We start from the raw sequence: 26,137 nt of genomic DNA, 5'->3' as shown, positions 1-26,137 counted from the left end.
TTGAATTAAAAGGCCTATTTTTAGTTTTAAAATGGGCCTTTTTTACATTTATGACAAAACAATTAACACTACTCGTTCTACTTCTTTTACTTCTTAATTCTTGCGGAGTTTTTCAATCATACGAAAAACATCCGAAGAGAGAGTTTAGAGGCGTATGGATCGCTACGGTGGTCAATATAGATTGGCCAAAAAATGGCAATGATACTTCTGAGAAACAAAAAGCGGACTACCTTAAAATTCTAGATTTTTATGAAAAAGAAAATTACAATGCTGTAATCGTTCAAGTACGTGCTGCAGGAGATGCTTTTTATGAATCTGATTACGCGCCATATTCTCGATTTCTAACGGGTGATGAAGGCACAGCACCAAAATGGAATACAGATGTTCTTGAATGGATGATTAACGAAGCTCACCAACGTGGCATGGAGTTTCACGCATGGCTAAATCCGTACAGAGCAACTTTCGATGAAAATTTCGAAATACTTTCTGAAACCCATGATTACTGTAAACATCCAGAGTGGATCGTGCATTATGGCAAAAAAAACTATTACAACCCTGGGCTACCAGAGGTACGCAAGCATTTTTCTAATATCATTGCAGAATTGGTTGCTACCTATGATGTAGATGCTATTCATTTCGATGATTATTTCTATCCCTATAAAATAACCAATGAAGTTTTTAATGACTCTTTAGCATTTGCAACTTACGCACAGAAAGATCAGACTATTGATGACTGGCGACGTAGCAATATAGATTCTCTCGTACGTGAATCTCACAATACTATAAAATCGATTAAGCCATGGGTACAGTTCGGTATTAGTCCGTTCGGGGTTTGGAAAAACAATTCGACCGACCCAAAAGGATCAGATACTAAAGCAGGGCAAACCACCTATGAAGATTTATATGCAGACCCGCTACTTTGGATGGAAAAAGGGTGGATTGATTACCTAGCTCCCCAAGTTTATTGGAGTATGGATCTGCCAGTAGCATCGCACACCAAAATTGTAGACTGGTGGGCTAAAAACAATTATGGTACTAACCTATATGTTGGTAACGGTCCATATAAAATCAGAAACAACAGCGATAAAGCTTGGGATGATATTAAAGAGATTCCTAACCAATTAGTACTTGCACGAGAGACTCCGGAAATTCAGGGTAACATTATGTTCAGTGCCAAATCTCTAATGAACGACAACGATGATGTTGTTGAATATATTCACAAGAAGTATTACAAGTTACCTGCTTTGAACCCTATTTCTTCGTTGGCAAAAAATCATATTTCTACGACACCCAAACTTTTAGATGTTTCTATAAATGCTGATGAGGTCATTTTAGAATACGATGACTTAAGAGGCTTGCGTTATGCACTTCTGTACAAGGCTGGCAGAAAGGTAAAAGAGGAATATTCTATTAAAAAATTACTATCTAAAAATTTAGTGATAGCGAATTCTAATTCCATTCGCATATCAAAATCAGATTACCGTAGATCATTTTACAGTATCAGCTTTATTGATTTTTATGGTGCAGAAACGAAACCAACGGTCATCAACCTAAAGAACAATCTTAAAAATGATTCAAAAAGATAAGGGCGCCTGGGCATGGGTTCCAGTTTTATATTTCACACAAGGGTTGCCGTATGTTTTGGTAGTTACCGTTTCGGTAATTATGTATAAAAAATTAGGCGTTAGCAACGAAGACATTGGTCTATACACCAGTTTATTGTATCTACCATGGGTATTGAAACCATTATGGAGTCCGTTTGTAGATCTAAAAAGTACTAAGCGTAAATGGTTTTTAGCTATGCAACTGTTAATTGCTATTTCACTATTGGGCGTTGGGTTGACCTTACCGACTAACATGTTTTTTATATCATCATTAGCCTGTTTTTGGATGGCCGCTTTCGCCTCTGCAACCAATGATATAGCATCAGACGGGTATTATATGTTAGGTTTGACCGAAAAGAAACAATCTTTCTTTGTAGGTATGCGAAGTACTTTTTACAGACTAGCGATGGTCACCGGTGAAGGATTAATAGTTGTTTTAGCGGGATTTTTAGAGAACAAATATGGTGACAATACCAAAGCCTGGAGCGTAACCATGTCGGCAGCAGCATTTCTAATGTTGGTCATGACAGTTGCCAACTTCTTTGTCACACCAAAGTACGAATCTGAAAGCACCGAAGAAAAAGAAAAGCCTGCAGGGTTCTTAGAAGTATTTACTTCTTTTTTCAAAAAACCAGGTATCGGCATTGCGCTAGCGTTTATACTTACCTATCGTTTGGGTGAATCTCAATTGGTAAAAATGGCTTCTCCGTTTTTGTTGGATACCCCCGATAAAGGTGGATTAGGATATTCTACAGAACAACTAGGTACTATTTTCGGTACAGCGGGAGTTATCTTTCTTTCTATAGGTGGAATTTTAGGAGGAATTTTAATTTCTAGGGACGGACTAAAAAAATGGATGTTACCCATGGTTCTTTCGCTTAATTTACCAAATATTCTATACGCAGTGTTAGCAGTCACCGATACCACCAATATTTATGCAGTTACAGCAACCGTTATATTTGAAAAATTCGGCTACGGATTCGGTTTTGCTGCATTTTTAATGTACCTCATTTATATTGCAGACGGCAAGTCTAAAACATCACATTATGCCATTGCCACAGGCTTTATGGCGCTGGGCATGATGCTACCAGGCATGGTTAGTGGTTATATTCAACAATGGCTGGGTTATGACGGGTTTTTCGTTTGGGTAGTTATTGCTGCCTTACCTGCGCTATTCTTATTAAAGTTCATTTCTTATCCCGCAGATTTCGGTAAAAAAACAACAGCTCCCAATGAATAAAATAATACCTACAAAAGAAGCTATAGAAAAACTCTCTTTGACCGAGAAAGTCGGACAGCTTTTTATGCCCGCAGCTTTTATAAATGATACAGAAGAAGAAATACAGCAATTAGAAAAACTAATTTCTGAACACCACGTTGGCGGACTCTGCTTCTTTCACTCCAGAGCAAGTGCGGCGACTAATTTTGAAGGCAAGAAGAAGGTAGTTATAAACGAGAATAGTTTTAACACTTTAAAAAACCGGATCAAAAGATATCAAAAAGCAGCGACCTATCCCCTACTAATTTCCATTGATGCCGAATGGGGATTAGCCATGCGAATAGAAAATACTCCCCAATACCCATATGCAATTACTTTAGGAGCAAATACTGATAACGAAGCCTTAGTATTTGAAGTTGGTAAGCAGATTGCCAAAGATTGTAAAGCGGCTGGTATTCATTGGAATCTTTCGCCTGTGGTAGATGTCAATGTGAATCCGAATAATCCCGTAATTGGGTATCGATCTTTTGGTGATGACAAGAGTAATGTAGTTACGATGGCAACTGCTTTTGTAAAAGGTACCCAAAGCGAAAATATACTTACAAGTATTAAACATTTTCCGGGTCACGGCGATACCGCTACAGATTCGCATTTGGGTTTACCCGTTATTGATAAATCGAAAGAAGAACTTATTGAAAATGAATTGTATCCTTTTCAAAAATTAATAGACGAAGGTGTAGATTCTGTTATGGTAGGGCATTTATCCGTTCCCGCTTTAACCACTAGTCCAGAGTTACCTTCAACCATAAATAAAGATATTATTACAGGAGTATTACGTAATGAAATGGGTTTTGACGGTGTTGTTATTTCCGATGCGCTGAATATGCATGCGGTATCTAAAAATTATCCTACTAAAGGAGAATTAGAATGGCTCGCATTTGACGCTGGAAATGATATATTATGTTTTGCAGAACATATAGAAGAAGGCATTCAGCATATCTTAAAAAATGCCACTGAAGATCAGATTAATAAAAGCATTGAACGCATTTGGCAGCTGAAAGAAAAAGCTACTACAAAAGAAGATTCAACTCTTGAACTGACCGACCCAAGTTCTTTAAATAGAAAAATAGCAGAAAACTCACTGACTTTACATCATGGTACTGCTGCAGAGATCGCAGCATTTAAAACAACAAATTTCTGTACGTTGACCATAAAACGATTTGGCACCGACCAAACGAAGCAAGATATTTTAGATAATATCTTAGAAATGAAAAAAGAAGTTGAACAGGAAACCGAAATCTTACTTCTATTAACTCCGCCACAAATAAAACCGACTAACAACTTCGGATTCTTTGATGCCGAAATCGATTTTATAAACGAACTGTTAGCTTCTAAAAATGTTGTTCTGTATTACTTCGGTAATCCGTATGCATTGAAGTTTTTTAGTACCGAAAAAACCACTGCTACCGTAATTGCGTATCAGAATTTTAAAGAGTTCCAAGATGTGGCAACCGAACATTTTTTGGGCACTTTGGAAGCAAAAGGAAAATTGCCATTTAATATTGAAAAAAACCTATGAATCATAATGGATGGTTAAGAGTTTTAGCAATCATAATACCCTACTTTCTAATAGTAGGTTTATTTCAAGTTGCGGGTGCTTTACTTGCAGACGTGCCGATGGGCGATATAGACTATCAAGAAACAACCATTCAATACGTAATAACGACAGCTTTTTCTTTCTTAGGTACATTTCTACTCATATGGCTTTTTATGAAATTTGTAGACAAAGAAAAATTTATAGAAGTAGGACTTCAAATTAAAAACAGAAAAAAGGATATTGCGATAGGCATATTATTTGGGTTAATAATTATGACTATTGCCTATTTTGGCTTAGCAGCTTCAAAAGAGATTGTATTCTCTAAATTAAATTTTAATTTCCAAGAATTGTTTTTAACCACGGTGTTATTCACACTAGTAGCAATTTTAGAAGAAGTGCTGTTTAGAGGATATATTCAAAAAAACCTAATGCTCTCATTTAACAAATATGTTGCATTAATAGTTGCTTCTGCAATTTTCGCGTTAATGCATGGCGCCAACCCTAATATTAGCTTGTTTAGTTTACTTGGGCTTTTCTTGGCCGGCATGGCTTTGGGCGCAACATATATGTATACGAAAAATTTATGGTACCCAATAGCATTCCATTTTAGCTGGAATCTCTTTCAATCATTACTTGGTTTTAATGTTAGTGGGCAAGATATTTATAGTATTATTGAATTTACGGTTCCTGAAAACAATAAAATTAATGGAGGTCAATTTGGCTTTGAAGGCTCTATTTTTTCTCTAGTCACCGAATTAATTTTAGTGTTTTTAATCATCTATTATTATCAAAAAAAAACCAATTGATTGCAAATGAAAATATATAAAATTATTGGTCTCATGTCGGGCACATCATTAGATGGTCTTGACCTTGCCCATTGCCACATTTGGGAGAAAAATGGGGTGTGGGAGTTTGATATTAAAGAAACAAAAAGTGTTAAGTATTCATCAGAAATGTTGAACACCCTTAAAGATGCTATTAGTTTATCCGCAGAAAAACTTATAGAATTACATAACACTTATGGTACTTACCTTGGTGAGCAAACCTCAATATTTATAAACGAGAACAAGTTAGAAGTAGATTACATCGCTAGTCACGGTCATACCACCCATCACAGACCAGAAATGGGTCTTACTTTTCAAGTAGGTTCGGGACAACATTTAGCTAATGTTACAGGTATTAAAGTAATTGCAGATTTCAGAACAAATGACCTGGCACTTGGCGGGCAAGGCGCACCATTAGTACCTATAGGTGACCGCATGTTTTTCAATGAATATGATTATTGTCTAAATCTTGGTGGTATCAGTAATGTATCTTTTGAGGTAAAAGATAAAAGAATAGCTTATGATATCGGTTTGGCAAATATGATTTTAAATTATATCACCAGAAAGGAAGATTTAGAATATGATGAAGATGGTAAACTTGCGCGTTCGGGTAACATAAACCGTAAGATGTTAGAGCAGTTAAACAATTTAAAATACTACCTACTACCACATCCAAAATCCATCGGTTATGAATGGTTTTTAGCCGAAGTGGTTCCTATAGTTGAAGACACCCATGATACCATCGAAAATTTACTTCATACAGCTATTCACCATATATGTGATAAGGTAGCACAACAAATCAATCTGAATTTTAAACATCATAAGCAGCAATTACTGGTTACAGGTGGTGGCGCATTAAACTCCTTTTTAATAGAAACTTTACAGCAAAAATTAGGCGAGACGACAAAAGTAGTTGTGCCAGAAAAGATAATCATAGAATTCAAAGAAGCTTTGGTATTTGCGCTAATGGGCGTATTAAGGGTTGAGCAATTAACAAATGTACTCTCATCTGTCACTGGTGCAAAAAAAGATTCCTCAAGCGGAGTATTGTTCATACCCAATTAAACTTTTTTACCTAATTTACTCGGTAATCGAGATTTAAAGACCCGGCAATTAATCGCTGAAGCAAACTAATTTTTATTTGAAGTATCGTGTGATTAAATCAAGGTTATTCAATTCATAAAAACCGAAATAGACATGTCAGAAAAACAAAAGAAAGCAACCGCTTACTGGAAAGAAAATGTTAGGTACCTATTCATTTTATTGGCTATTTGGTTCGTTGTATCCTTTGGGGCGGGCATTCTATTTAAAGAAGCTTTAGACACTATTAAAATAGGTGGTTTCAAATTAGGCTTTTGGTTTGCGCAGCAAGGATCTATTTATGTATTTGTAATTCTAATTTTTGTTTATGTAAGACTCATGAACAAGTTGGATAAAAAATACGGCTACAACGAATAACAGCACAACCATCAACCACCAAAAAAACCACATTATGAGTGTTCAAACCTGGACGTATATTTTAGTAGGACTCACCTTCGCTCTTTACATAGGAATCGCAATATATTCAAGAGCCGGATCCACGAAAGACTTTTATGTTGCCGGTGGCGGAGTTTCACCACTTGCAAATGGTATGGCAACTGCAGCCGATTGGATGTCTGCAGCATCATTCATTTCCATGGCAGGAATTATATCTTTTGCTGGCTATGACGGCTCTGTTTATCTGATGGGCTGGACAGGTGGCTATGTATTACTAGCTTTACTTTTGGCTCCCTATTTACGTAAATTCGGGAAGTTCACAGTCCCTGATTTTATTGGTGATAGATACTACTCAAAAACAGCACGTATTGTGGCTGTAATTTGCGCGCTGATTGTATCATTTACTTACGTGGCAGGACAAATGCGTGGCGTTGGCGTAGTATTTTCAAGATTTCTACAAGTAGACATTGACACTGGGGTAATTATAGGTATGATTATCGTTCTTTTTTATGCTGTTTTAGGCGGAATGAAAGGCATCACCTATACACAAGTAGCTCAGTACTGTGTTCTGATTTTTGCCTTTATGGTTCCTGCCATTTTTATATCTATTCAAATGACCGGAAATCCTATTCCCCAATTAGGTATGGGATCAACTTTAACTGATGGCTCTGGCACATTTTTACTAGATAAATTAGACGGATTATCAACTGAACTAGGGTTCAACGAATATACCGACGGCTCTAAATCTTTAACCGATATTTTTGCCATCACCCTAGCATTAATGGTAGGTACCGCAGGGTTACCGCATGTAATCGTTCGCTTCTTTACCGTTAAAAAAGTAAAAGATGCACGCAAATCTGCCGGACTAGCATTACTGTTAATTGCTATTCTATACACTACGGCACCGGCTGTTGCTGTATTCGCGAAGACTAATCTTATTAATACCGTTAGTAACGAAGAATATACTAGTATGCCAGTTTGGTTTAAAAACTGGGAAGAAACCGGATTATTATCTTTTGACGATAAAAACAAAGATGGCAAAATTCAATATGTAGCCGACAAAGCTAAAAACGAGTTAACCATAGATAATGACATTATGGTACTGGCGAACCCTGAAATTGCAGATTTACCTGCATGGGTAATTGCTTTGGTAGCAGCTGGCGGATTGGCAGCAGCACTCTCAACAGCGGCGGGTCTATTGTTAGTTATTTCAGCTTCAGTTTCTCATGATTTAGTCAAGAAAGTATTTAAACCGAATATTTCTGACAAAGCAGAATTATGGGTAGCTAGAGGCGCAGCAACAGTTGCTGTAGTTATCGCAGGTTATTTTGGTATAAATCCGCCTGGATTTGTAGCTGCCGTGGTAGCACTGGCATTCGGTTTGGCAGCGGCATCATTCTTCCCGGCAATAGTTCTTGGTATATTTTATAAAAAAATGAATAAAGAAGGAGCCATTAGCGGAATGGTAGTCGGTATCGTTCTAATGCTTTACTATATGACCAAGTTTAAATTCGGCTGGTTTGGTGGCGGAACTCCTGAAGATTGGTGGTTCGGTATTTCACCAGAAGGGTTTGGTAGTATCGCTATGATTGCTAACTTTATTGTAGCAATTATTGTTTTACAATTTACCCCAGAGCCACCTGAAAATGTTCAAGAAATTGTAGAAAATATAAGAATACCCAGTGGTGCAGGTGAAGCCACAGGACATTAAATGAAACAAATCAACATTCAACAACAATCAAAGGTATTCAACACCCTTTGCATATCAAATTAACGCATACCATGAGTAATTACCACATTAAACATCTCGAGGAGTATTATCAAGTCTATCGAAAATCGGTCCGTAATCCTGAAGCGTTTTGGGAAGAAATTGCCGAAGAACATTTTGTTTGGCGTAAGCGCTGGGACAATGTGCTGAGTTGGGATTTCAAGAAGCCCGAAATCAAATGGTTCGAAGGTGCTAAATTGAATATTACCGAAAACTGTTTAGATCGTCATTTACCAACAAGAGGTGAAAAAACGGCAATCATATTCGAGCCCAACAATCCTGAGGAAGAAGCACTTCATATTACCTATAGGCAATTACACGAGCGCGTTTGCCGTATGGCAAATGTTTTATTGGATCATGGCGTTAAAAAAGGTGATCGGGTATGTATTTATTTACCGATGATTCCTGAATTGTCGGTAGCACTTTTAGCATGTGCACGTATTGGCGCAATACATTCGGTGGTATTCGCAGGTTTTTCATCGCATGCACTATCAACTCGTATTAATGATTCTGACTGTAAAATTATACTGACGTCAGACGGATCTTTTCGCGGTAATAAATCAATCGATTTAAAAGGTATTGTTGATAAAGCTCTAGAAGCTTGCCCTGGCGTAGCGAATGTTTTGGTCGTAAATCGTACAGGTTCTGATATTCATATGGAACCAACAAGAGATAAATGGCTACAACCATTACTTGATGAAGCATATGCAGATTGCGTAGCCGAAATTATGGACGCTGAAGACCCGTTATTTATTCTATATACTTCGGGATCAACAGGAACCCCAAAAGGGATGGTCCACACTACAGCTGGTTACATGGTGTATACAGCATATACTTTTAAAAATGTATTTCAATATAAAGAGAATGATGTGTATTGGTGTACTGCCGATATTGGATGGATTACAGGACACTCGTATATTGTTTATGGCCCGTTAGCAAACGGAGCAACGACTTTGATGTTTGAGGGCGTTCCCTCGTATCCAGATTTTGGTCGTTTTTGGGATGTGGTCCAAAAGCATAAAGTAAACCAATTTTATACAGCGCCAACTGCAATTAGAGCATTAGCAAAAGAGAACTTAGAATATGTTGAAAAATATGATCTATCGAGTCTTAAAGTATTAGGGTCAGTAGGTGAACCTATAAATGAGGAAGCTTGGCATTGGTACAATAATAATGTGGGTAAAAAGAACAGCCCTATTGTTGATACTTGGTGGCAAACTGAAACTGGCGGTATAATGATCACCCCTATTCCGTATGTAACCCCCACCACTCCGACTTACGCAACGCTACCATTTATTGGCATTCAACCCGCTTTGATGGATGAGAATGCCAAAGAGATAAAAGGAAATCAAGTTGAAGGTCGTTTATGTATTAAATTCCCCTGGCCATCGATCGCAAGAACTATTTGGGGAAATCATGATCGTTATAGAGACACCTATTTTTCAGCATATGAAAACATGTATTTTACAGGTGATGGGGCTTTAAGAGATGCCGTAGGATATTATAGAATTACAGGTCGTGTAGATGATGTCATCATTGTATCTGGTCATAATTTAGGGACTGCACCAATTGAAGATGCTATCAATGAGCACCCGGCAGTTGCGGAATCTGCTATTGTAGGTTTTCCACATGATGTAAAAGGAAATGCACTCTACGGATATGTTATTTTAAAGGAAACAGGTGAAAGTAGAGATCGCGATAATCTAAGAAAAGAAATTAATCAGCAGATTACAGAACATGTGGGTCCTATTGCTAAACTAGATAAAATTCAGTTTGTAAACGGACTACCTAAAACACGCAGCGGTAAAATTATGCGTAGAATTCTTCGAAAAATTGCCAGTAACGACACCAGTAATTTAGGAGATACAAGCACGTTACTAAATCCTGAAATTGTTCAGGAAATTATGGATAATTCGTTATAAAAGAACATTCAATTCTCAAGATGAATAATTATAAAATCCATCAGAATCATTTAACCGTGATTCTGATGGATTTTAATTCATTACATAAAACCTCGATTGTAAATAAAACTAAACTCAGAGATATATAAAAATAATCTATGATCAATTTGTAAATGCACGATTACTAGCAAAAAGAGGTCGTGTTTTAAAGGTCATAAACAGCACTACAGATATGAGTCCGCATACACCTAAGCCCGCAAAAAGTGCCCAAACCGAATCTTGAATAAAGCTACCCACGAATATGGATATCGGTATAGAAAGAATGGTAGAAATGAATCCGGTAATCGCAGCACCTATTCCGGCAATATGTCCAATAGGTTCCATTGCAATGGATCTCATATTTCCCCAAATAAATCCTAAGCATAAAAACAATAGCGAAAGAAATATTAACAAGACAGTAATGCTAGGATCTTTAGAACCGAAAAAAAACAAAGTATACAACAAGGCAATAGAAGTAAATGCTACCAAAGCTGCAAATGATAAATTTCGCATACCAAAACGCAGCACCAAAGTTCCGTTCATCAAGGTCGAAAATCCGACTGAAAGTGCCAACCCTGCAAACACATAAGGGAAAGTTTCGGTCAATCCGTAAAGCTCCTCAAAAACATGTTGAGCAGAACTTAAATACACCAAAAATGCGCCTGTAATAAATCCCGAAATCATGGTACAAGAAACGGTCTCTTTATATTTAAATATTTCTTTAGTACCCTTTATAAATACATTATACGAAAAAGGCACCTTATATTCCAGCTTCAATGTTTCCTCCTGTCTTTTATAAAACCAAATCCCCACTACCAATGCAAAAAACAACTGTAAATAAAAAATACCTTGCCAGCCAGTAAAACCCATAACCGCTTTACCTATAGCTGGTGCTACAACAGGTACGAGAATAAAAAAAGCCGTGACAAATGACATAATTTTTGCCATATAATCGCCGCGATAGGTATCTCGAATAATAGAAATACTTATAGTTCTTGGCGCTGATAAACCTACACCCTGCAGTATACGTCCAACCAGCATAATTTCGAGATTTGGGGCTAATAGACAAATGATACTTGCTACCAAAAAAACGGTAAAACCGAAGTAAACAATTGGTTTTCTACCCAGACTGTCTGATAGTGGACCAAAGAACAACTGCCCTACTCCCAAACCTAAAAAAATCATGGTAACCAATAATTGGTTCTGTGTGGGATCCAAACTATTTATAGATACACCAATATCGGCTATCGCCGGTAAAATTGCATCAATAGTTAACGCAACAATTGACATTAAGGAAGCCATTAATGCAACAAACTCAAAATTCGGTTTTACCTGTTCATTCTGCATCATGCAAAAATAAGGCTTAACAATTCATGCAATGTTATTAAAAGTTGATTTTTGAGTTTAGGGTTTTTTGAAATTCAAATATGTACTTTTGCAATAAATTGAATTGTATGCTGATTATAGGTATCGCCGGTGGAACGGGTTGTGGAAAAACTACTGTAGTAAATCAAATTATAAATGAATTACCAAATGAAGAAGTTGGGGTAATTTCACAAGATTCATACTATAACGATTTATCTCATTTATCGCTAGAAGAAAGAAGAAAAACCAACTTTGATCACCCAAGTTCAATAGATTTTGCACTTCTTGAACAGCATTTGATCGCCCTAAAAAACGGACAATCTATAGAGCAACCGGTATATTCATTTTTAGAATGCAATAGAACTGCAAAGACCATACTTACGCACCCTACCAAAGTTATCATCGTAGAAGGTATTTTAATAATGACCAACTCTGCCATTCGTAAAATGTTCGATATTAAAATATTCGTACATGCAGATACCGATGAAAGACTGATCAGAAGATTAAAGAGAGATGTAAACGAACGAGGCTGGAATTTAGATGAAACTATAGAAAAATACCAATCTGTAATTAAGCCAATGCACGAGCAGTTTATTGAGCCAACAAAAGAGTATGCAGATATTATAATTCCGAATAATAAATACAATACGGTTGCCGTTGAAATTGTAAAGAGTATCATCAACGAAAAAATCATGCAAGAATAATGGCATTCAAAGATTTAAAACAAAAAAAATGGTTCAAAATCATGACCAATATGTATGTATTGGTGCTGTCCGTTTTTGTTGTTTGGATGCTTTTTTTTGACACCAATTCACTTTTAATTCATCTAGAATTAAGAAAGGAAATAAAAAAATTAGAGAAAACCCAAGATTTCTTAAAGGATGAAATAGCTAGGGATAAAAAGATTATTGAAAAATTATCTGATGAAGATGAGCTTGAGCGCTTTGCTCGAGAGGAATACTACCTAAAGAAAAAGAACGAAGAAATTTACCTTATCGAATACGAGGATAGTCTAAAACTGAAGGATAAAGAATAGTTTTTAATATCATTTTAATAAGTTTTACACTTTCTACATACTACACAATAATCAGCGACTTAACCATTTCATAATTAAAAGTTTAACGCTTAATTAATGAAAACTCGGCGCTTATTCACTTAGTGTTAACAAAAAGCTTTCATTAGCCCCATAAATAATTGTATTTTTACCACCTAACTTACTTTGAACATGGGCAAGATTATTGCTATAGCCAATCAAAAAGGAGGCGTAGGTAAAACTACCACTACAGTTAACTTAGCTGCCTCTTTAGGTGTAATGGAAAAAAAGGTTTTATTAATCGATGCTGACCCCCAAGCAAATGCAACTTCTGGGTTAGGTATTGATGTAGATGGTGTTGAACTAGGTTCATACCAACTGATGGAACATACCAGAACCGCGAGGGAAACTATAATACCTACAACATCCCCAAATGTAGACCTTATTCCTGCACATATCGATCTTGTTGCCATTGAAATAGAATTGGTAGATAAAGAGGAGCGTGAGTACATGATGAAAAAGGCTATTATAGACCTTAAAAAAGATTATGATTATATATTAATTGACTGCGCACCATCATTAGGGTTACTGACCTTGAATGCGTTAACAGCTGCAGACTCGGTAATTATACCAATTCAATGCGAATACTTTGCATTAGAAGGTCTAGGTAAATTACTGAATACAATTAAGAGTGTTCAGAAATTGCACAATCCAGATTTGGATATTGAGGGCATGTTGTTGACCATGTACGATTCTAGATTACGATTATCGAACCAAGTAGTTGATGAAGTAAGAAAGCATTTCGGTGATATGGTTTTTGAAACTGTAATTCAACGTAATGTAAGATTAAGTGAAGCTCCTAGTTATGGAGAAAGTATAATCAAATATGATGCTGCAAGTAAAGGAGCAACAAACTATTTGAACATGGCTAACGAGATAGTCAAAAAAAATAAGCAGACGGTTTAAGTATGGCAAAAGCGACAAAGAAACAAGCTTTAGGCAGAGGCCTTTCGGCTCTTTTAAAAGACCCGGATAATGATATAAATACGGCATCAGATAAAAATGCAGATAAAGTAGTTGGTAATATCATTGAACTTGATTTAGAACACATTGAGGTGAATCCGTTTCAACCTCGTTCTAATTTTAATGATGAGTCTATAAAAGAATTAGCTGCCTCTATTAAAGAACTTGGTGTAATTCAACCTATTACCGTAAGAAAATTAGGTTTCAACGAGTATCAATTAGTATCTGGAGAACGAAGATATCGTGCATCTAAACTTTTAGGTCTAGAAACCATACCAGCATATATTCGTATTGCTAATGACCAAGAGTCATTAGAAATGGCGTTGGTCGAAAATATACAGCGACAAGATTTAGATCCCATTGAAATTGCACTTTCTTACCAACGTCTTATAGACGAAATTAATCTTACACAAGAAAGATTGAGTGAGCGTGTTGGTAAAAAACGGTCAACAATAGCCAATTACTTGCGGTTGTTGAAATTAGACCCGATTATACAAACAGGAATGCGAGATGGCTTTTTAAGTATGGGGCATGGTAGAGCTTTAGTTAATATTGACAAAAAGCAAGATCAAATTTCTCTTTACGAAAAAATAATATTTGACAATCTTTCTGTTAGAGAAACAGAGAGTGCCGTAAAAGCGTATCATGCTGATGATGTGCCTATGCAAGAAACAGCAAAGCCAGCTCAAAAAGAAGCTTCTGTTTTTGTACGTAAGGGTATTAAAGAACTTACTGATGCCTTATCGGTAAAAGTGGATATAAAATCTACTGATAACGAAAGAGGCAAAATAACCATACCATTTAAGTCTCAAGAGGAATTTGACCGTATCAAAAAATTGATAACAGGTGCGTAGCTATCTTTCATTATTTAGTACATTATTATTATTCATTAATTTCTCCTTTTCTCAAGAGGAGCAAGATTCTATAGCTAAAATTGAAATAGATAGTGTAAAGGGCGACCTTGCAAAAAAAGGTGTCGTTTTTAAAGATTCCGTTTCCTTCAAAAAAGCTAAAAAAGAATTCAATCCGTTAGCACCTAGTAAAGCTGCATTTTACTCTGCTATTTTACCAGGTGCCGGTCAAATTTATAACAAGCGCTATTGGAAAGCACCTATTGCTTGGGGACTTATTGGCGGTAGTGCATACATGTATAGTTGGAACAATGACCAATATCAACGTTTCAGAACAGCATTCATAAGAAGACAAGCCGGCTTTACCGATGATGAATTTAATGGTGAGGGCACATTACCTCTTTTCGATGTAGACAGATTAGAAAATCAGCAAGAGCGTTTTCAAAATGACCGCGACCTTTGGTTAGTGGCTGCAATTGGTATGTATGTATTAAATATAGTAGATGCCAATGTAGATGCACATTTAAAACAATTCAATATTGACGATGACCTAAGTATAGATTTTGAGCCTTATTTTGATTTCAACCAGATAACCAACAGTCCTAATTACGGAATGGCATTAATTATAAAATTTTAAGAATGAGAATCGCACTTTTCGGATACGGAAAAATGGGACATATGATAGAGCAGATAGCTCTAAATCGTGGTCATGAAATTGTCGCCAAAATTGACGAAAATTCTGAAAATATTGATTTTAGCACTATGGATGTTGCTATTGATTTCAGTATGCCAGAAGCTGCTTTCGGTAATATTACCAAATGTTTACATAACAATGTACCAATAATATCAGGTACCACTGGTTGGTTAAACAAATACGATGATGCTATTACACTTTGTAATGAAAAAAAAGGAGCATTTATATATGCTTCTAATTTTAGCTTAGGAGTAAACATTTTTTTCGAGCTGAATAATTACTTGGCAAAAATGATGCAAAATCTACGAGAGTATAATGTAGAATTAGAAGAAATACATCACACTCAAAAATTGGATGCCCCCAGCGGTACAGCCATAACATTAGCAGAAGGTGTAATTGCAAACTCTAATTATAAGCAATGGAAATTAGAAAGTGCAGCTAAAGAAACTCTAAAAATTACATCTAAAAGAATTGGCACTGTACCAGGTACACATACCGTAGCTTATGATAGTATTGTTGACAGTATTGAGATAAAACATACTGCTCACAACAGAGAAGGTTTTGCCTTAGGCGCAGTAACCGCAGCTGAATGGATCATTGGCAAAACAGGCGTTTTCTCTATGAGAGATGTGTTAAACCTAGGTTAAAAACGTAACAAAAAACAATCTTTAAGACTCATGAATTATTGATGACTTAATAGCATCAAAAAAATTCATACTATTTCAATAAAAATTAAAGAATATGAACGGCACTCAATGGATTATTTTTATTCTCATTGTACAAGTAATACATTTTTTAGGTACTTGGAAACTTTACGTCAAAGCAGGAAGAAAAGCTTGGGAAGCAGCAATACCTGTTTACAATGCTATAGTTTTAATGCAAATTATCAATAGACCAAAATGGTGGGTTATATTATTATTCATACCCATTATCAACTTATTGATGTTCCCGGTAATATGGGTAGAAACCATAAGAAGCTTTGGCAGAAATAGTAAATTAGAAACATGGATCGTTGTATTGACACTTGGTCTCTACATTTACTACGTAAACTACACACTAAATGTTAAATACGTTGAAGACCGTTCTTTACACCCGAAAACTGCTGCAGGAGAATGGGTCAGTTCCATTTTATTTGCTGTTGTTGCAGCCACACTAGTACATACCTATTTTATACAACCATATGTAATACCAACGGGATCATTGGAGCGCACCTTAAGAGTTGGTGATTTTCTTTTCGTAAGTAAGTTTCATTATGGTGCCAGAACGCCGATGACAACAGTTGCCGCACCAATGGTACATGATACATTACCAGGCTTAGGAATTCCTTCTTACTTGAAAAAACCGCAACTACCCTACTTTAGATTACCAGGGTTTACCAAAGTAGAAAGAAACGATATTGTCGTTTTCAGTTGGCCTGCCGATACCGTTCGTGTATTTTTCAAAAAAGAAAAAGGTGTTGACAAACCAATAGATAAAAAATCGAACTATGTAAAACGTTGTGTAGGCGTACCAGGCGATTCTTTAGAAGTTCGTAATGGTTACGTTTTTATAAATGGAAAGCAATTAGAATTACCAAAAAGCGCTAAACCACAGTTCGACTACGATATCTATAGCTCCAAAGGTGTATCGTCTAGAACACTTGATAATTTGGGCATTACCGATTTCACTAGAAAATATCAATCAAGTCCGCTGAATCAAGATCAAGTAAATGGATTAAGGTCTTATATAATGGGCTTTAATCAAACTGAGAACGGTCAACTAGAGTTATATACAAAAGGGTCTGGTATACCTGCGAATGTGATATCTAAATATAGATTAGCATTAAAAGAGATAACCGACAGAAAACGTACTGTGCCACTAACAGCTGATATGGTTTCTTCACTAGGTAAAAATCCTGATATAGATTCTGTAGTTCAAATAGTTGCAGAAAAAGGAAGAAGAGGCATCAACTTATTTCCTCAGAGTCCCGATTACCCTTGGAACTATAGTCAACTAGGACCTATTTACATTCCACAAAAAGGAGCTACAGTAGAACTGAACCTAAAAGTTCTTCCTCTATATAAAAAGATAATAAAGGAGTACGAAGAGAATGAGATTTCAGTATCTGGCAATCAAATAAGTATAAATGGCACCCCAGCTACCAGCTATACTTTCAAACAAGATTACTTTTGGATGATGGGTGACAATAGAGATCACTCTGAAGATAGTAGAGCTTGGGGATATGTACCAGAAAATCATATTGTCGGAACACCTATTTTCATATGGATGAGTTTCGATAATTTTACAGAAGGCATTGCCAATTGGAGACCAAGATGGGATCGTATTTTCACTACCGTTAATGGTGACGGAGAACCGCAATCTTATTTCAAATATTTCTTGATATTACTAGTAGCCTATTTTGTAGGTAATTGGTTTTGGAAACGTAAAAAGGATAAAAAGTGAAATTAATTCATCCCTCTTATTTTCCGAATATACTTACGTTCAGTTATATTATGCACCACCCAATTTGCTGGGAGGTGCATGACAATTACCAAAAACAGACATTTAGAAATAGAACTTATATTTCTAATGACAGAGGTAAACATATATTGAGCATACCAATCATTCATGCCGGTAGAGCAAATGGAAGGCAAAAATATAAGGATGTTTTAATAGACAATTCTTATCCATGGCAACGACAGCATTGGCGTACGTTAGAAACGACCTATAGAGCATCGCCTTTCTTTGAATTTTATGAAGATGAAATTAAGGCTCTTTATAACCAACCTTACGAAAGGCTGTTAGATTTCAATTTAAAGACGATAGAGACAATTTTTGATTGCCTACAACTAGAAATGCCACTAGCAAAATCAGATTCATTTGCAATTACCCCAGTAGACAATGAAGATTATAGATTTTTGATTAGCTCCAAGTTACAACACCAATTAGACATTAATTCGTATACTCAGGTTTTTGATGACCGACATGGTTTTCTACCCAATTTGAGCATATTAGATGCACTTTTCAATCTTGGTCCTAATACAGTAGACTATTTAAATGCCGAGTTTATAACTCCAGCTAATGATTAGGTTTTTAGCGCATTACGGAATCCATTTTATAGTACCCATTTTAATTGCTATTTATTTTTACAAGGAAAATAGGTTATGGGCAGCCGTTATACTTTTATCAGGTATTCTAATTGACATCGATCATGTATTAGCAACACCTATGTTCGACCCAAATCGATGTAGCATCAATTTTCACCCGTTACATACCTATTGGTCAATCGGCATATACACGCTGTTATTCGCGTATAAAAAGACACGAATTATAGGTTTAGCATTGCTCTTACATATTTTAGCTGATACAGTCGATTGCTATTTTATTCGCTAGGTGGTTTAAATGTTGCCATGATGGGCTCATGATCAGATAAATCTATATTATAATTTTTATGAGAAAGTACTTCAAATGAAGAATCCAATAACAGCATGTCAATTCTAAAAGGAAATTTCCAAAATTTTATAGTTTCACCATAACCGTGACCTCCTTCTAAAAAGCTATCATTTAAATCTCCTTTAATATCAAAATAACTTTTAGAGAATTGAGTATTATTAAAATCGCCCGCAACTATAACTTTATATGGACTTTTATTAACATGTTGTTTTACAATCAAAGCTTGCTTTTGTTGCTTTGCAAAAGAATCTCTTAAACGAACAAATAAACGATCAGACCGCTCATATTTTATACTATAAGGTCTTACTCCAAATGATTCCATATGAAGATTAAAAACTCTTAATGTATCATTCTTTACTAAAAGGTCAACAAAAAGCCCACCATTATAAGTATCAGGAAAGTCTAACGTTCCATTATTTATAATCTTATATTTAGAATAAACAGCTAAATTCTTACCTCCTTGTACTTCTTCCAAACTTTCTCTTTTAGAAACGTATGGGTAGTTCCGCAACATATCCTCTTTTATGTAAAAACTTTGAAATTCTTGAAATAAGAGAACATCTGGATTTTCATCTTCTATAAAATCCACAATTTCAGGAGCTGTGTTAATTTCATAATCATTATCACTATTATGAAAACTCAAAACATTATAACTCATCAAAGAGATAGTTTTAGAATCAGCAATATTTTTTGACCGCCCATTAAACGCGATAAAAGAACCTAAAGTAAAGTAACCGAAAACCAGTACCGAAAGAGACAGCAAAAGGTATATCTTCTTACCTAATAACCAATACAAGAAAAATAGCATATTGATTATAACCAAAGCTGGCACCGTTAAACTAATAAATGCTAAACTTGCAGAAGATGTGTAAGGTACTATACAAGCTAAAAATAAACTGAAAGCAACTATCACGTTTAAGAATAACATGAACTTTTTAAAAAAAGACATTTTCTTCATGCTTAATTCTCTTTACCAGCTTTAAACAAAAAGTCTTTTTCTGCCTTTGAAAGACTTTCATAACCAGACTTACTTATTTTATCTAGAATAGCATCAATTTTCTTTTGATGCGTTTTTTTATTATAATCGGCAGCAGATGTTGCATTTGCAGCAGTGGTTTTATTTTTATATACCGTTTTCATGGGTGCTTTCTTCTCTGATCCTCTAAACAGGTTGGCTATACTATCCATAAACCTAGAAAATCCGGATCCTATATCATTCCCTTTTAATAATTGACTAGCATATAAATAGCCCAGAAATGCACCTCCCAAATGTGCTAAATGTCCGCCAGAGTTACTAATAGGCAATTGAATTAAATCGCTTAAAACTAGCACAGCTCCAACCATCCAGAGTTTAATATTGAAAAATATGACCCTAACTTCTTGATTAGGCAAATAAGTACAAATGAATATCAATACAGCACTTGCACCTGCCGAAGCTCCTTTTAACGTGGCATTGACATTAAAAAAAGCAGGAAATACATTATAGCTCAGAACATAGAGAAGACCTCCCAAAATGACTCCCAGCAAATACACATTCAAAAAACGCTTTGGATCAAAGAGGTTTAAAAAGATACGACCAACGAAATAAATCATTAGCATATTAAAAAAAAGATGAAAAAAACCTCCATGAAAAAAGGAATAAGTAACAATAGACCATGGTTGCAAAGCGATATCAACAATATCATTGGGTAGCTCAAACCACTTCAAAATGATATTCTCTTGTAAACCTAATAAAAATGGGATTAAAGCATTTACAATAAAAACTACGACATTGACCGCAATTAGTTTCTCTGCAATATTTAACCTACTAAACTGATATTTTAAATCTGGTTGAGCCATAATCTAGTTCCACCTATTTTTATTAAATTGATTTTTCTTCCAGTACCACATCATTATAAATCCAGTTATAGCTCCTCCAATATGAGCAAAATGCGCTATGCCTTGACCGAATAAACTATAACCCGTAACTCCAGAAAACAAATCTAACCCAATTAAAACGGGAATGAAATATTTGGCTTTTATAGGAACCGGCAGAAACATTAAAAATAATTCACTATTCGGATAAGACATGCCGAATGCCACTAAAATACCATAAATAGCTCCTGATGCCCCAACCACTGGTGTATTGAAAGCTGCTAAAAAATTATCAATAGTATCTTTCCCAGCAATGGTGTACCACTCTGTATTATACTGTCCACTATTTATAATTTCTAAAATACTACTTTCAGAAATACCTGCATCTACCAAAGCACTCATCCCTGCATTGTAGTAATAATAATTAACCCCAATATGAATTAATGCTGCACCTAAACCCGCTGAAATGTAGAAAAACAAAAATTTATTTCTACCCCACATACGCTCTAATGGTGTACCAAATGCCCACAGCGCGTACATATTAAATAGAATATGCATAAACCCACCATGCATGAACATATGAGTTAATATCTGCCAAAGCTGAAAATGATCGTTCTTGGGAAAGTACAAAGAAAACCACTCGTACATTTGCTCGCCATACATTTGCGTAGCTATAAAAAACAGCACATTTATAATAAGTAAGTGCTTTATTGTTTCCGTTAATCTTCCCATTTATATAAATTTTCGTTCAATATCATTTTCTGTAATAGTAACATATACTCTTTTGTTAAACGGACTCAAAGTCGTTTCTTTACACGCGAATAAATCATTCACTAATTTCACCTGAGAAAACTCGTCTAAAGTCTCACCAGTTTTAACTGACAATGTTTTTGCCAATGTTTTTGCCAGCATATCACTTTGCGAGAAACTATCGCCTGGTATTTCTTGTTGAAAATCAGAAATTAGTTGCTCCATAATCATCTGCACTTCACTTTCAACAACTAGTACAGGTACACCAGAAATCTCTACTCCGTCTTCGGCAATTTCACCGAATACAAAACCGACAGTACATAAATTCTCTTTAATCTCTTTCAAAATGTTTATTTCCCCTGGCGAAAAAGACAACGACAACGGAAAAAGTAATTGCTGACTGACAGCCTCTTTTATGGTAATATTCTTTAAAAAATTCTCGTAAAGCACACGTTGATGTGCCCTACTTTGATTTATAACCACCATACCCGATTTTATGGTCGTTATAATATACTTTTTACGTAACTGAAATGTAGTAGTCGTATGTTCTACTGAATCTTTTTCATTATCAAAAATGCTACTATTTACAACCTCTGACTCAAATTCTAAATGACTCGCACTTGTATCGGTATTAGTTTCAATACCAGTATACAGACTCTCCCACCCATCTACTTTTGGCTTTGAATAACCACCACCAGAATTTCCTCTAGACGGCTGCACAGTTTCAAAAGGATTGAAAGTTGAATCTACCACAACCTGCGGTATGCCGACCTGTTTATTCTTATATGAATACGGAGTATCTAAATTTTGATTTTGTTCAAAATCTAGAGCTGGCACTACATTGAATTGCCCCAAACTATGTTTTACCGTAGACTTAAGCATAGCATATAGGGTATGTTCATCATCAAACTTAACCTCTGTTTTTGTTGGGTGTATGTTTATATCGATAGTACCCGGATCAACCTCTAAATTCAAAAAATAACCTGGGTGTGTACCTGGTCTAATGACCCCTTCAAAAGCACCTAAAATGGCATGATGCAAATACGGACTCTTTATAAACCTATTATTGGCAAAGAAAAACTGCTCTCCCCTGCTCTTTTTAGCAAATTCAGGTTTTTGAATATACCCTGAAATTTTAACAACATGAGTTTCCTCGTCAACAGGCACTAACTTCTCATCAGTTTTTCTACCGAAAATGTGTACGATACGTTTTCTGAAATCAGTAGCCGGTAATTGAAAAACATCGCTACCATTATTGTAAAAATTAAACGCTACCTGCGGATGCGCCAATGAAATTCGGTGAAACTCATCGGTTATATGCCTAAATTCTACTTGATCAGATTTTAAGAAATTTCGACGAGCAGGTATATTAAAAAAAAGATTCTTAACCAACATTGAGGTACCCTTAGGGGCTACGACAACTTCTTGACTTACAATTTTACTTCCTTCGATTTTAATCTTCGTACCAATATCATCATCTTCAGTTCTGGTAAGCATTTCTACATGCGCGATAGCAGCAATTGAAGCAAGAGCCTCGCCTCTAAAACCTTTGGTATGTAAATTAAAAAGATCTTCTGCTTTTTGAATTTTAGAAGTAGCATGGCGTTCAAAACTTAAACGTGCGTCTGTACCGCTCATGCCCTTACCATTATCAACCACTTGAATTAGTGTTTTACCACCATCTTTAATAATCAATTGTATTTCAGTAGCACCGGCATCAATGGCATTTTCCACCAATTCTTTCACCACTGAAGATGGGCGCTGTACAACTTCACCCGCAGCAATTTGATTTGCTACATGGTCAGGTAATAATCTAATAATATCTGCCATTATGTAGTAAAGAAGATTGTAAGATCAAAATCGATTATGTAAAGAAAAATAAGAAGTAAAACGGCAACTATAATTACCATTCTGATTTTTAAATTGCGATCCCCTTTTCTTTTGGAGTCCTCTATAGCACTATTTATTTTCCTTTTTAAGCCTCGAGATGTATTTAAAGTACTACGGAATTGGTCGAATTTAGGTTCCATTTTAAACGGATTGCCTTTTCCTTTACCATCATAATACCTAGGATTGTATTCAAATGACCTATTTTTTCGTAACCGCGTTATTTTGCTCAACATCCCCATAACTCCAAAGTTACTTAAAATAGAAAAATAGGGCATGTTACCAATGCCAAAATTTGTTAACATCTTACGACACTAACCTAATACTCTTAAAAATAAAAGAAAATAGAGCTGTTAAAAAGGCTACTAACTACCTAAAACTGCCATTTTTATTGCGGCAATAGCGGCTTCAGTACCTTTATTACCATGCTTACCACCACTACGGTCTATAGCTTGTTGCATATTATTATCTGTAAGTACACAAAAGATAACAGGCACATTGGTCGTTATATTTAAGTCTTTGATACCTTGAGCGGTAGCCTCACATACAAAATCGAAATGTTTGGTCTCCCCTTGTATAACACTACCAATAGCAATTACGGCATCAAGTTTATGGCTGTTGATCATTTTTTTTGAACCAAAAATGAGCTCAAAACTACCAGGCACATTCCATCGTATAATATCAGATTCTTGTGCACCACAATCAAGTAGCGCTTCAAAAGCACCAGAAAACAATCCTTCTGTAATTTCTGAATTCCATTCTGAAACAACAATCCCAAACCGAAGTCCGTTCGCGTTTGGGATTGTTGCCTTATCGTAAACCGATAAATTTTTATTTACTGTAGCCATTATTCTCCACTTTTAGCCATACCTATAAAAGCATCTATAGAAGCAGCATTTTCTGATTTTGGAAAATCGTCTTTAATTCTTTGGAAAAAACCTAAAGCTTTATCCTTATCTCCCATTTCTAAAGCAGTAATACCGGCTTTATATAAAAATCTAGGAGCAGTATATTCGTTACCACTATGTTTTACGGCAGCCTCGTAGTAACCTAAAGCATCAGAAGCTTGGTCTAATTGCATAAAAGCATCACCCAAACCACCTTTTGCCAAAGCACCTAAAACAGCATCATCAGAACTAAAATCTTCTAAATATGTAATAGCTTCTTGATAATTGTTCATATTCAAATATGACATACCTGCACCGTAATTTGCAAGGTTAGCAGCTTTAGTACCACTATATTCTTCAATAATATCTAAAAAACCATATTTACCTTCAGCACCTTCTAATGCTAAAGTAAACAATGAGTCTTTTGCAGTTGTTGCAACCAATGCTTGGTCGAAATATTGTTGCGGATAGTACATCTCATTAGCTGCACTAGACTCCTTCGGTTTCTCTACAAATTGGTTGTAAGCTAAATAGCCCAAAACACTGATAGCAATAACACCAATGGCACCTAAAATGAAATTCTGATTCTTAGAAACCCACTCTTCTGATCTAGAAGCTCCTTCATCTAAAGAACTAAAAACCTCAGCTGTTGTGCTTTCCTGTTCGTCAAATTCCTGTTGCTCAGCTTTTGTTTCAGGTTTATATCCTCTTTTCTTATATGTTGCCATCTATAAATTTATTGGTCGCGCAAAAATAATGGTTTTATTGAAATCGCAAAGTGTATTTATTCGTTATTTTTGGATATTTTAAGCAAGTTTACATTCTCCCAATTTTTAAATCCGATTTTATTAATGCTGCTGAGACAATTATCATTGATCAATTACAAAAATTTTGAAGCAAAAGAACTGACGTTCGATGCCAAAATAAATTGTTTTGTAGGTGATAACGGAATTGGAAAAACCAATATTCTCGATTCCATATATCACCTATCATTCGGCAAAAGTTACTTTAACCCGGTATCTTCTCAAAACATTCGTCACGGTTCAGATTTTTTTGTAATCGATGGTACTTTTGAAAAAGAAGGTAGGGAAGAGAAAATTGTTTGTAGCCTAAAAAAGAATAATAAGAAAATTATTAAACGTAACGGAAAAGCATATGATCGCTTTGCCGACCATATTGGTCTTCTACCGCTAGTTATTATTTCGCCCGCAGATAGAGACCTTATTATAGAAGGTAGCGATACCAGAAGAAAATTTATTGATGGTGTTATCTCTCAATCAGACAAAAGCTATTTACAAAACCTCATCAATTACAATAAGGTGGTTTCGCAAAGAAATGCGCTATTAAAGTATTTCGCTGCGAACAGAACATTCAATAAAGATACTTTAGCTGTCTACAATGAACAAATGAGTACCTATGGCACAGAAATCTTTAAAAAGAGAACATCGTTCTTAGAAGCTTTTATTCCTATTTTTCAAGAACAATATAAATCTATCACTGGAAATACAGAAGATGTCTCCCTTTCTTACGATAGTAAGTTGAAAGATTACGATTTAATTACACTGTTAAATAAAAATCTAGACAAAGACCGCGCCCTACAATATACAAGTGTCGGTATACATAAAGATGACCTTAACTTTGAAATCAGCAACCACCCCATTAAAAAGTTTGGTAGTCAAGGACAACAGAAATCTTTTTTAATAGCTTTAAAATTCGCACAGTTTCATTTTATGAAATCGCAAAATGACACTACCCCAATTTTAATTTTAGATGATATTTTTGATAAGTTGGATGAGCATCGTGTATCGCATATTATAACTTTAGTGAATGATGAAAATTTCGGACAGATTTTCATTAGTGACACCCATGCGGATAGAACGGAAAGTGTTGTTAAAAAAATTCATCAATCCTATAAAATCTTTAAATTGTAATG

26 protein-coding genes are annotated in these 26,137 nt (G+C 35.5%); 18 read left to right on the top strand and 8 right to left on the bottom strand.

The features are described from left to right. Positions 1-50: 50 nt before the first annotated feature. From ACEN2N_RS13065 to acs, 8 genes are all read left to right on the top strand, one after another. Positions 51-1,586, top strand: coding sequence for a glycoside hydrolase family 10 protein (locus ACEN2N_RS13065; RefSeq protein WP_441824739.1), 1,536 nt, complete (start codon positions 51-53; stop codon positions 1,584-1,586). Further along, complete coding sequence (locus ACEN2N_RS13060) at positions 1,570-2,844, top strand: MFS transporter (RefSeq protein ID WP_441824738.1); 1,275 nt, start codon at positions 1,570-1,572, stop codon at positions 2,842-2,844. Before ACEN2N_RS13065 ends, ACEN2N_RS13060 begins: the two co-directional genes overlap by 17 nt. Continuing rightward, positions 2,837-4,402: a glycoside hydrolase family 3 protein gene (locus ACEN2N_RS13055; protein ID WP_441824737.1), complete on the top strand. Its 1,566-nt coding sequence runs from the start codon at positions 2,837-2,839 to the stop codon at positions 4,400-4,402. The genes ACEN2N_RS13060 and ACEN2N_RS13055 overlap by 8 nt, the downstream gene beginning before the upstream one ends. Then, the gene (locus ACEN2N_RS13050) at positions 4,399-5,226 is read left to right on the top strand and encodes a CPBP family intramembrane glutamic endopeptidase (protein WP_441824736.1); all 828 of its coding nucleotides are present in this window, start codon (positions 4,399-4,401) and stop codon (positions 5,224-5,226) included. Before ACEN2N_RS13055 ends, ACEN2N_RS13050 begins: the two co-directional genes overlap by 4 nt. A gap of 6 nt (positions 5,227-5,232) precedes the next feature. Then, positions 5,233-6,309 carry an anhydro-N-acetylmuramic acid kinase gene (locus ACEN2N_RS13045; protein ID WP_441824735.1) on the top strand — a complete coding sequence of 359 codons (1,077 nt, stop codon included), beginning with the start codon at positions 5,233-5,235 and terminating at the stop codon, positions 6,307-6,309. A 132-nt stretch (positions 6,310-6,441) separates the two neighbouring features. Beyond that, a complete protein-coding gene (locus tag ACEN2N_RS13040; protein ID WP_303599669.1) occupies positions 6,442-6,702 on the top strand; it encodes a DUF4212 domain-containing protein in 261 nt (86 codons plus the stop codon). A gap of 34 nt (positions 6,703-6,736) precedes the next feature. Next, complete coding sequence (locus tag ACEN2N_RS13035; protein ID WP_441824734.1) at positions 6,737-8,431, top strand: sodium:solute symporter family protein; 1,695 nt, start codon at positions 6,737-6,739, stop codon at positions 8,429-8,431. 71 nt (positions 8,432-8,502) lie between these two features. Continuing rightward, positions 8,503-10,410: an acetate--CoA ligase gene (gene acs / locus ACEN2N_RS13030; RefSeq protein WP_441824733.1), complete on the top strand. Its 1,908-nt coding sequence runs from the start codon at positions 8,503-8,505 to the stop codon at positions 10,408-10,410. 141 nt (positions 10,411-10,551) lie between these two features. On the opposite strand, the gene ACEN2N_RS13025 is transcribed toward acs, so the two are convergent. Continuing rightward, on the bottom strand, positions 10,552-11,775 hold the full coding sequence (locus tag ACEN2N_RS13025) for a multidrug effflux MFS transporter (protein WP_441824777.1): 1,224 nt from the start codon (positions 11,773-11,775) through the stop codon (positions 10,552-10,554). A 107-nt stretch (positions 11,776-11,882) separates the two neighbouring features. Between ACEN2N_RS13025 and udk the strand changes: the two genes are divergently transcribed. From udk to ACEN2N_RS12980, 9 genes are all read left to right on the top strand, one after another. Next, on the top strand, positions 11,883-12,497 hold the full coding sequence (udk, locus tag ACEN2N_RS13020) for a uridine kinase (protein WP_441824732.1): 615 nt from the start codon (positions 11,883-11,885) through the stop codon (positions 12,495-12,497). Next, positions 12,497-12,829, top strand: coding sequence for an FtsB family cell division protein (locus ACEN2N_RS13015; RefSeq protein ID WP_133673608.1), 333 nt, complete (start codon positions 12,497-12,499; stop codon positions 12,827-12,829). Before udk ends, ACEN2N_RS13015 begins: the two co-directional genes overlap by 1 nt. Before the next feature lie 189 nt (positions 12,830-13,018). Further along, positions 13,019-13,792 (top strand): ParA family protein, encoded by a 774-nt coding sequence (locus ACEN2N_RS13010; RefSeq protein ID WP_441824731.1) that lies wholly within the window; start codon positions 13,019-13,021, stop codon positions 13,790-13,792. Positions 13,793-13,794: 2 nt separating this feature from the next. Then, entirely contained in the window at positions 13,795-14,703 is a 909-nt protein-coding gene (locus ACEN2N_RS13005) for a ParB/RepB/Spo0J family partition protein (RefSeq protein WP_441824730.1), read from the top strand. Continuing rightward, positions 14,696-15,337: a DUF5683 domain-containing protein gene (locus tag ACEN2N_RS13000; RefSeq protein ID WP_441824729.1), complete on the top strand. Its 642-nt coding sequence runs from the start codon at positions 14,696-14,698 to the stop codon at positions 15,335-15,337. The genes ACEN2N_RS13005 and ACEN2N_RS13000 overlap by 8 nt, the downstream gene beginning before the upstream one ends. Before the next feature lie 2 nt (positions 15,338-15,339). Next, positions 15,340-16,041, top strand: a complete 702-nt coding sequence (gene dapB, locus ACEN2N_RS12995; RefSeq protein ID WP_441824728.1) for a 4-hydroxy-tetrahydrodipicolinate reductase — start codon at positions 15,340-15,342, stop codon at positions 16,039-16,041. 94 nt (positions 16,042-16,135) lie between these two features. Further along, positions 16,136-17,836 (top strand): signal peptidase I, encoded by a 1,701-nt coding sequence (gene lepB / locus ACEN2N_RS12990; protein WP_441824727.1) that lies wholly within the window; start codon positions 16,136-16,138, stop codon positions 17,834-17,836. Beyond that, positions 17,833-18,462 (top strand): WbqC family protein, encoded by a 630-nt coding sequence (locus ACEN2N_RS12985; RefSeq protein WP_441824726.1) that lies wholly within the window; start codon positions 17,833-17,835, stop codon positions 18,460-18,462. The genes lepB and ACEN2N_RS12985 overlap by 4 nt, the downstream gene beginning before the upstream one ends. Further along, positions 18,455-18,766 carry a DUF6122 family protein gene (locus ACEN2N_RS12980; protein ID WP_441824725.1) on the top strand — a complete coding sequence of 104 codons (312 nt, stop codon included), beginning with the start codon at positions 18,455-18,457 and terminating at the stop codon, positions 18,764-18,766. The genes ACEN2N_RS12985 and ACEN2N_RS12980 overlap by 8 nt, the downstream gene beginning before the upstream one ends. Here the strand turns inward: ACEN2N_RS12980 and ACEN2N_RS12975 are convergent. Genes ACEN2N_RS12975 through ACEN2N_RS12945 form a run of 7 tightly spaced genes read right to left on the bottom strand, consistent with a single transcriptional unit; the run spans position 18,756 to position 24,932 of the window. Beyond that, positions 18,756-19,784, bottom strand: coding sequence for an endonuclease/exonuclease/phosphatase family protein (locus tag ACEN2N_RS12975; protein ID WP_441824724.1), 1,029 nt, complete (start codon positions 19,782-19,784; stop codon positions 18,756-18,758). The two genes, ACEN2N_RS12980 and ACEN2N_RS12975, sit on opposite strands and share 11 nt — an antisense overlap. 2 nt (positions 19,785-19,786) lie before the next feature. Then, positions 19,787-20,665 carry a rhomboid family intramembrane serine protease gene (locus tag ACEN2N_RS12970; protein WP_441824723.1) on the bottom strand — a complete coding sequence of 293 codons (879 nt, stop codon included), beginning with the start codon at positions 20,663-20,665 and terminating at the stop codon, positions 19,787-19,789. Positions 20,666-20,668: 3 nt separating this feature from the next. Next, positions 20,669-21,412, bottom strand: coding sequence for a rhomboid family intramembrane serine protease (locus ACEN2N_RS12965; protein WP_441824722.1), 744 nt, complete (start codon positions 21,410-21,412; stop codon positions 20,669-20,671). Next, a complete protein-coding gene (gene mutL, locus ACEN2N_RS12960) occupies positions 21,413-23,260 on the bottom strand; it encodes a DNA mismatch repair endonuclease MutL (RefSeq protein ID WP_441824721.1) in 1,848 nt (615 codons plus the stop codon). Then, positions 23,260-23,622 (bottom strand): riboflavin synthase subunit beta, encoded by a 363-nt coding sequence (locus ACEN2N_RS12955; protein WP_441824720.1) that lies wholly within the window; start codon positions 23,620-23,622, stop codon positions 23,260-23,262. The genes mutL and ACEN2N_RS12955 overlap by 1 nt, the downstream gene beginning before the upstream one ends. A gap of 60 nt (positions 23,623-23,682) precedes the next feature. Next, positions 23,683-24,165, bottom strand: coding sequence for a 6,7-dimethyl-8-ribityllumazine synthase (gene ribH, locus ACEN2N_RS12950; protein WP_441824719.1), 483 nt, complete (start codon positions 24,163-24,165; stop codon positions 23,683-23,685). Further along, positions 24,165-24,932, bottom strand: a complete 768-nt coding sequence (locus ACEN2N_RS12945) for a tetratricopeptide repeat protein (RefSeq protein ID WP_441824718.1) — start codon at positions 24,930-24,932, stop codon at positions 24,165-24,167. Before ACEN2N_RS12945 ends, ribH begins: the two co-directional genes overlap by 1 nt. Positions 24,933-25,055: 123 nt before the next feature. Between ACEN2N_RS12945 and recF the strand changes: the two genes are divergently transcribed. After that, positions 25,056-26,135: a DNA replication/repair protein RecF gene (recF, locus tag ACEN2N_RS12940; RefSeq protein WP_441824717.1), complete on the top strand. Its 1,080-nt coding sequence runs from the start codon at positions 25,056-25,058 to the stop codon at positions 26,133-26,135. Positions 26,136-26,137 lie beyond the last annotated feature (2 nt).

The organism is Maribacter spongiicola, assembly GCF_052119685.1.
Classification (GTDB): domain Bacteria; phylum Bacteroidota; class Bacteroidia; order Flavobacteriales; family Flavobacteriaceae; genus Maribacter; species Maribacter spongiicola_A.
The sequence above is the reverse complement of the archived record's forward strand: the minus strand, read 5'-3'. Positions and strand labels throughout refer to the sequence as shown.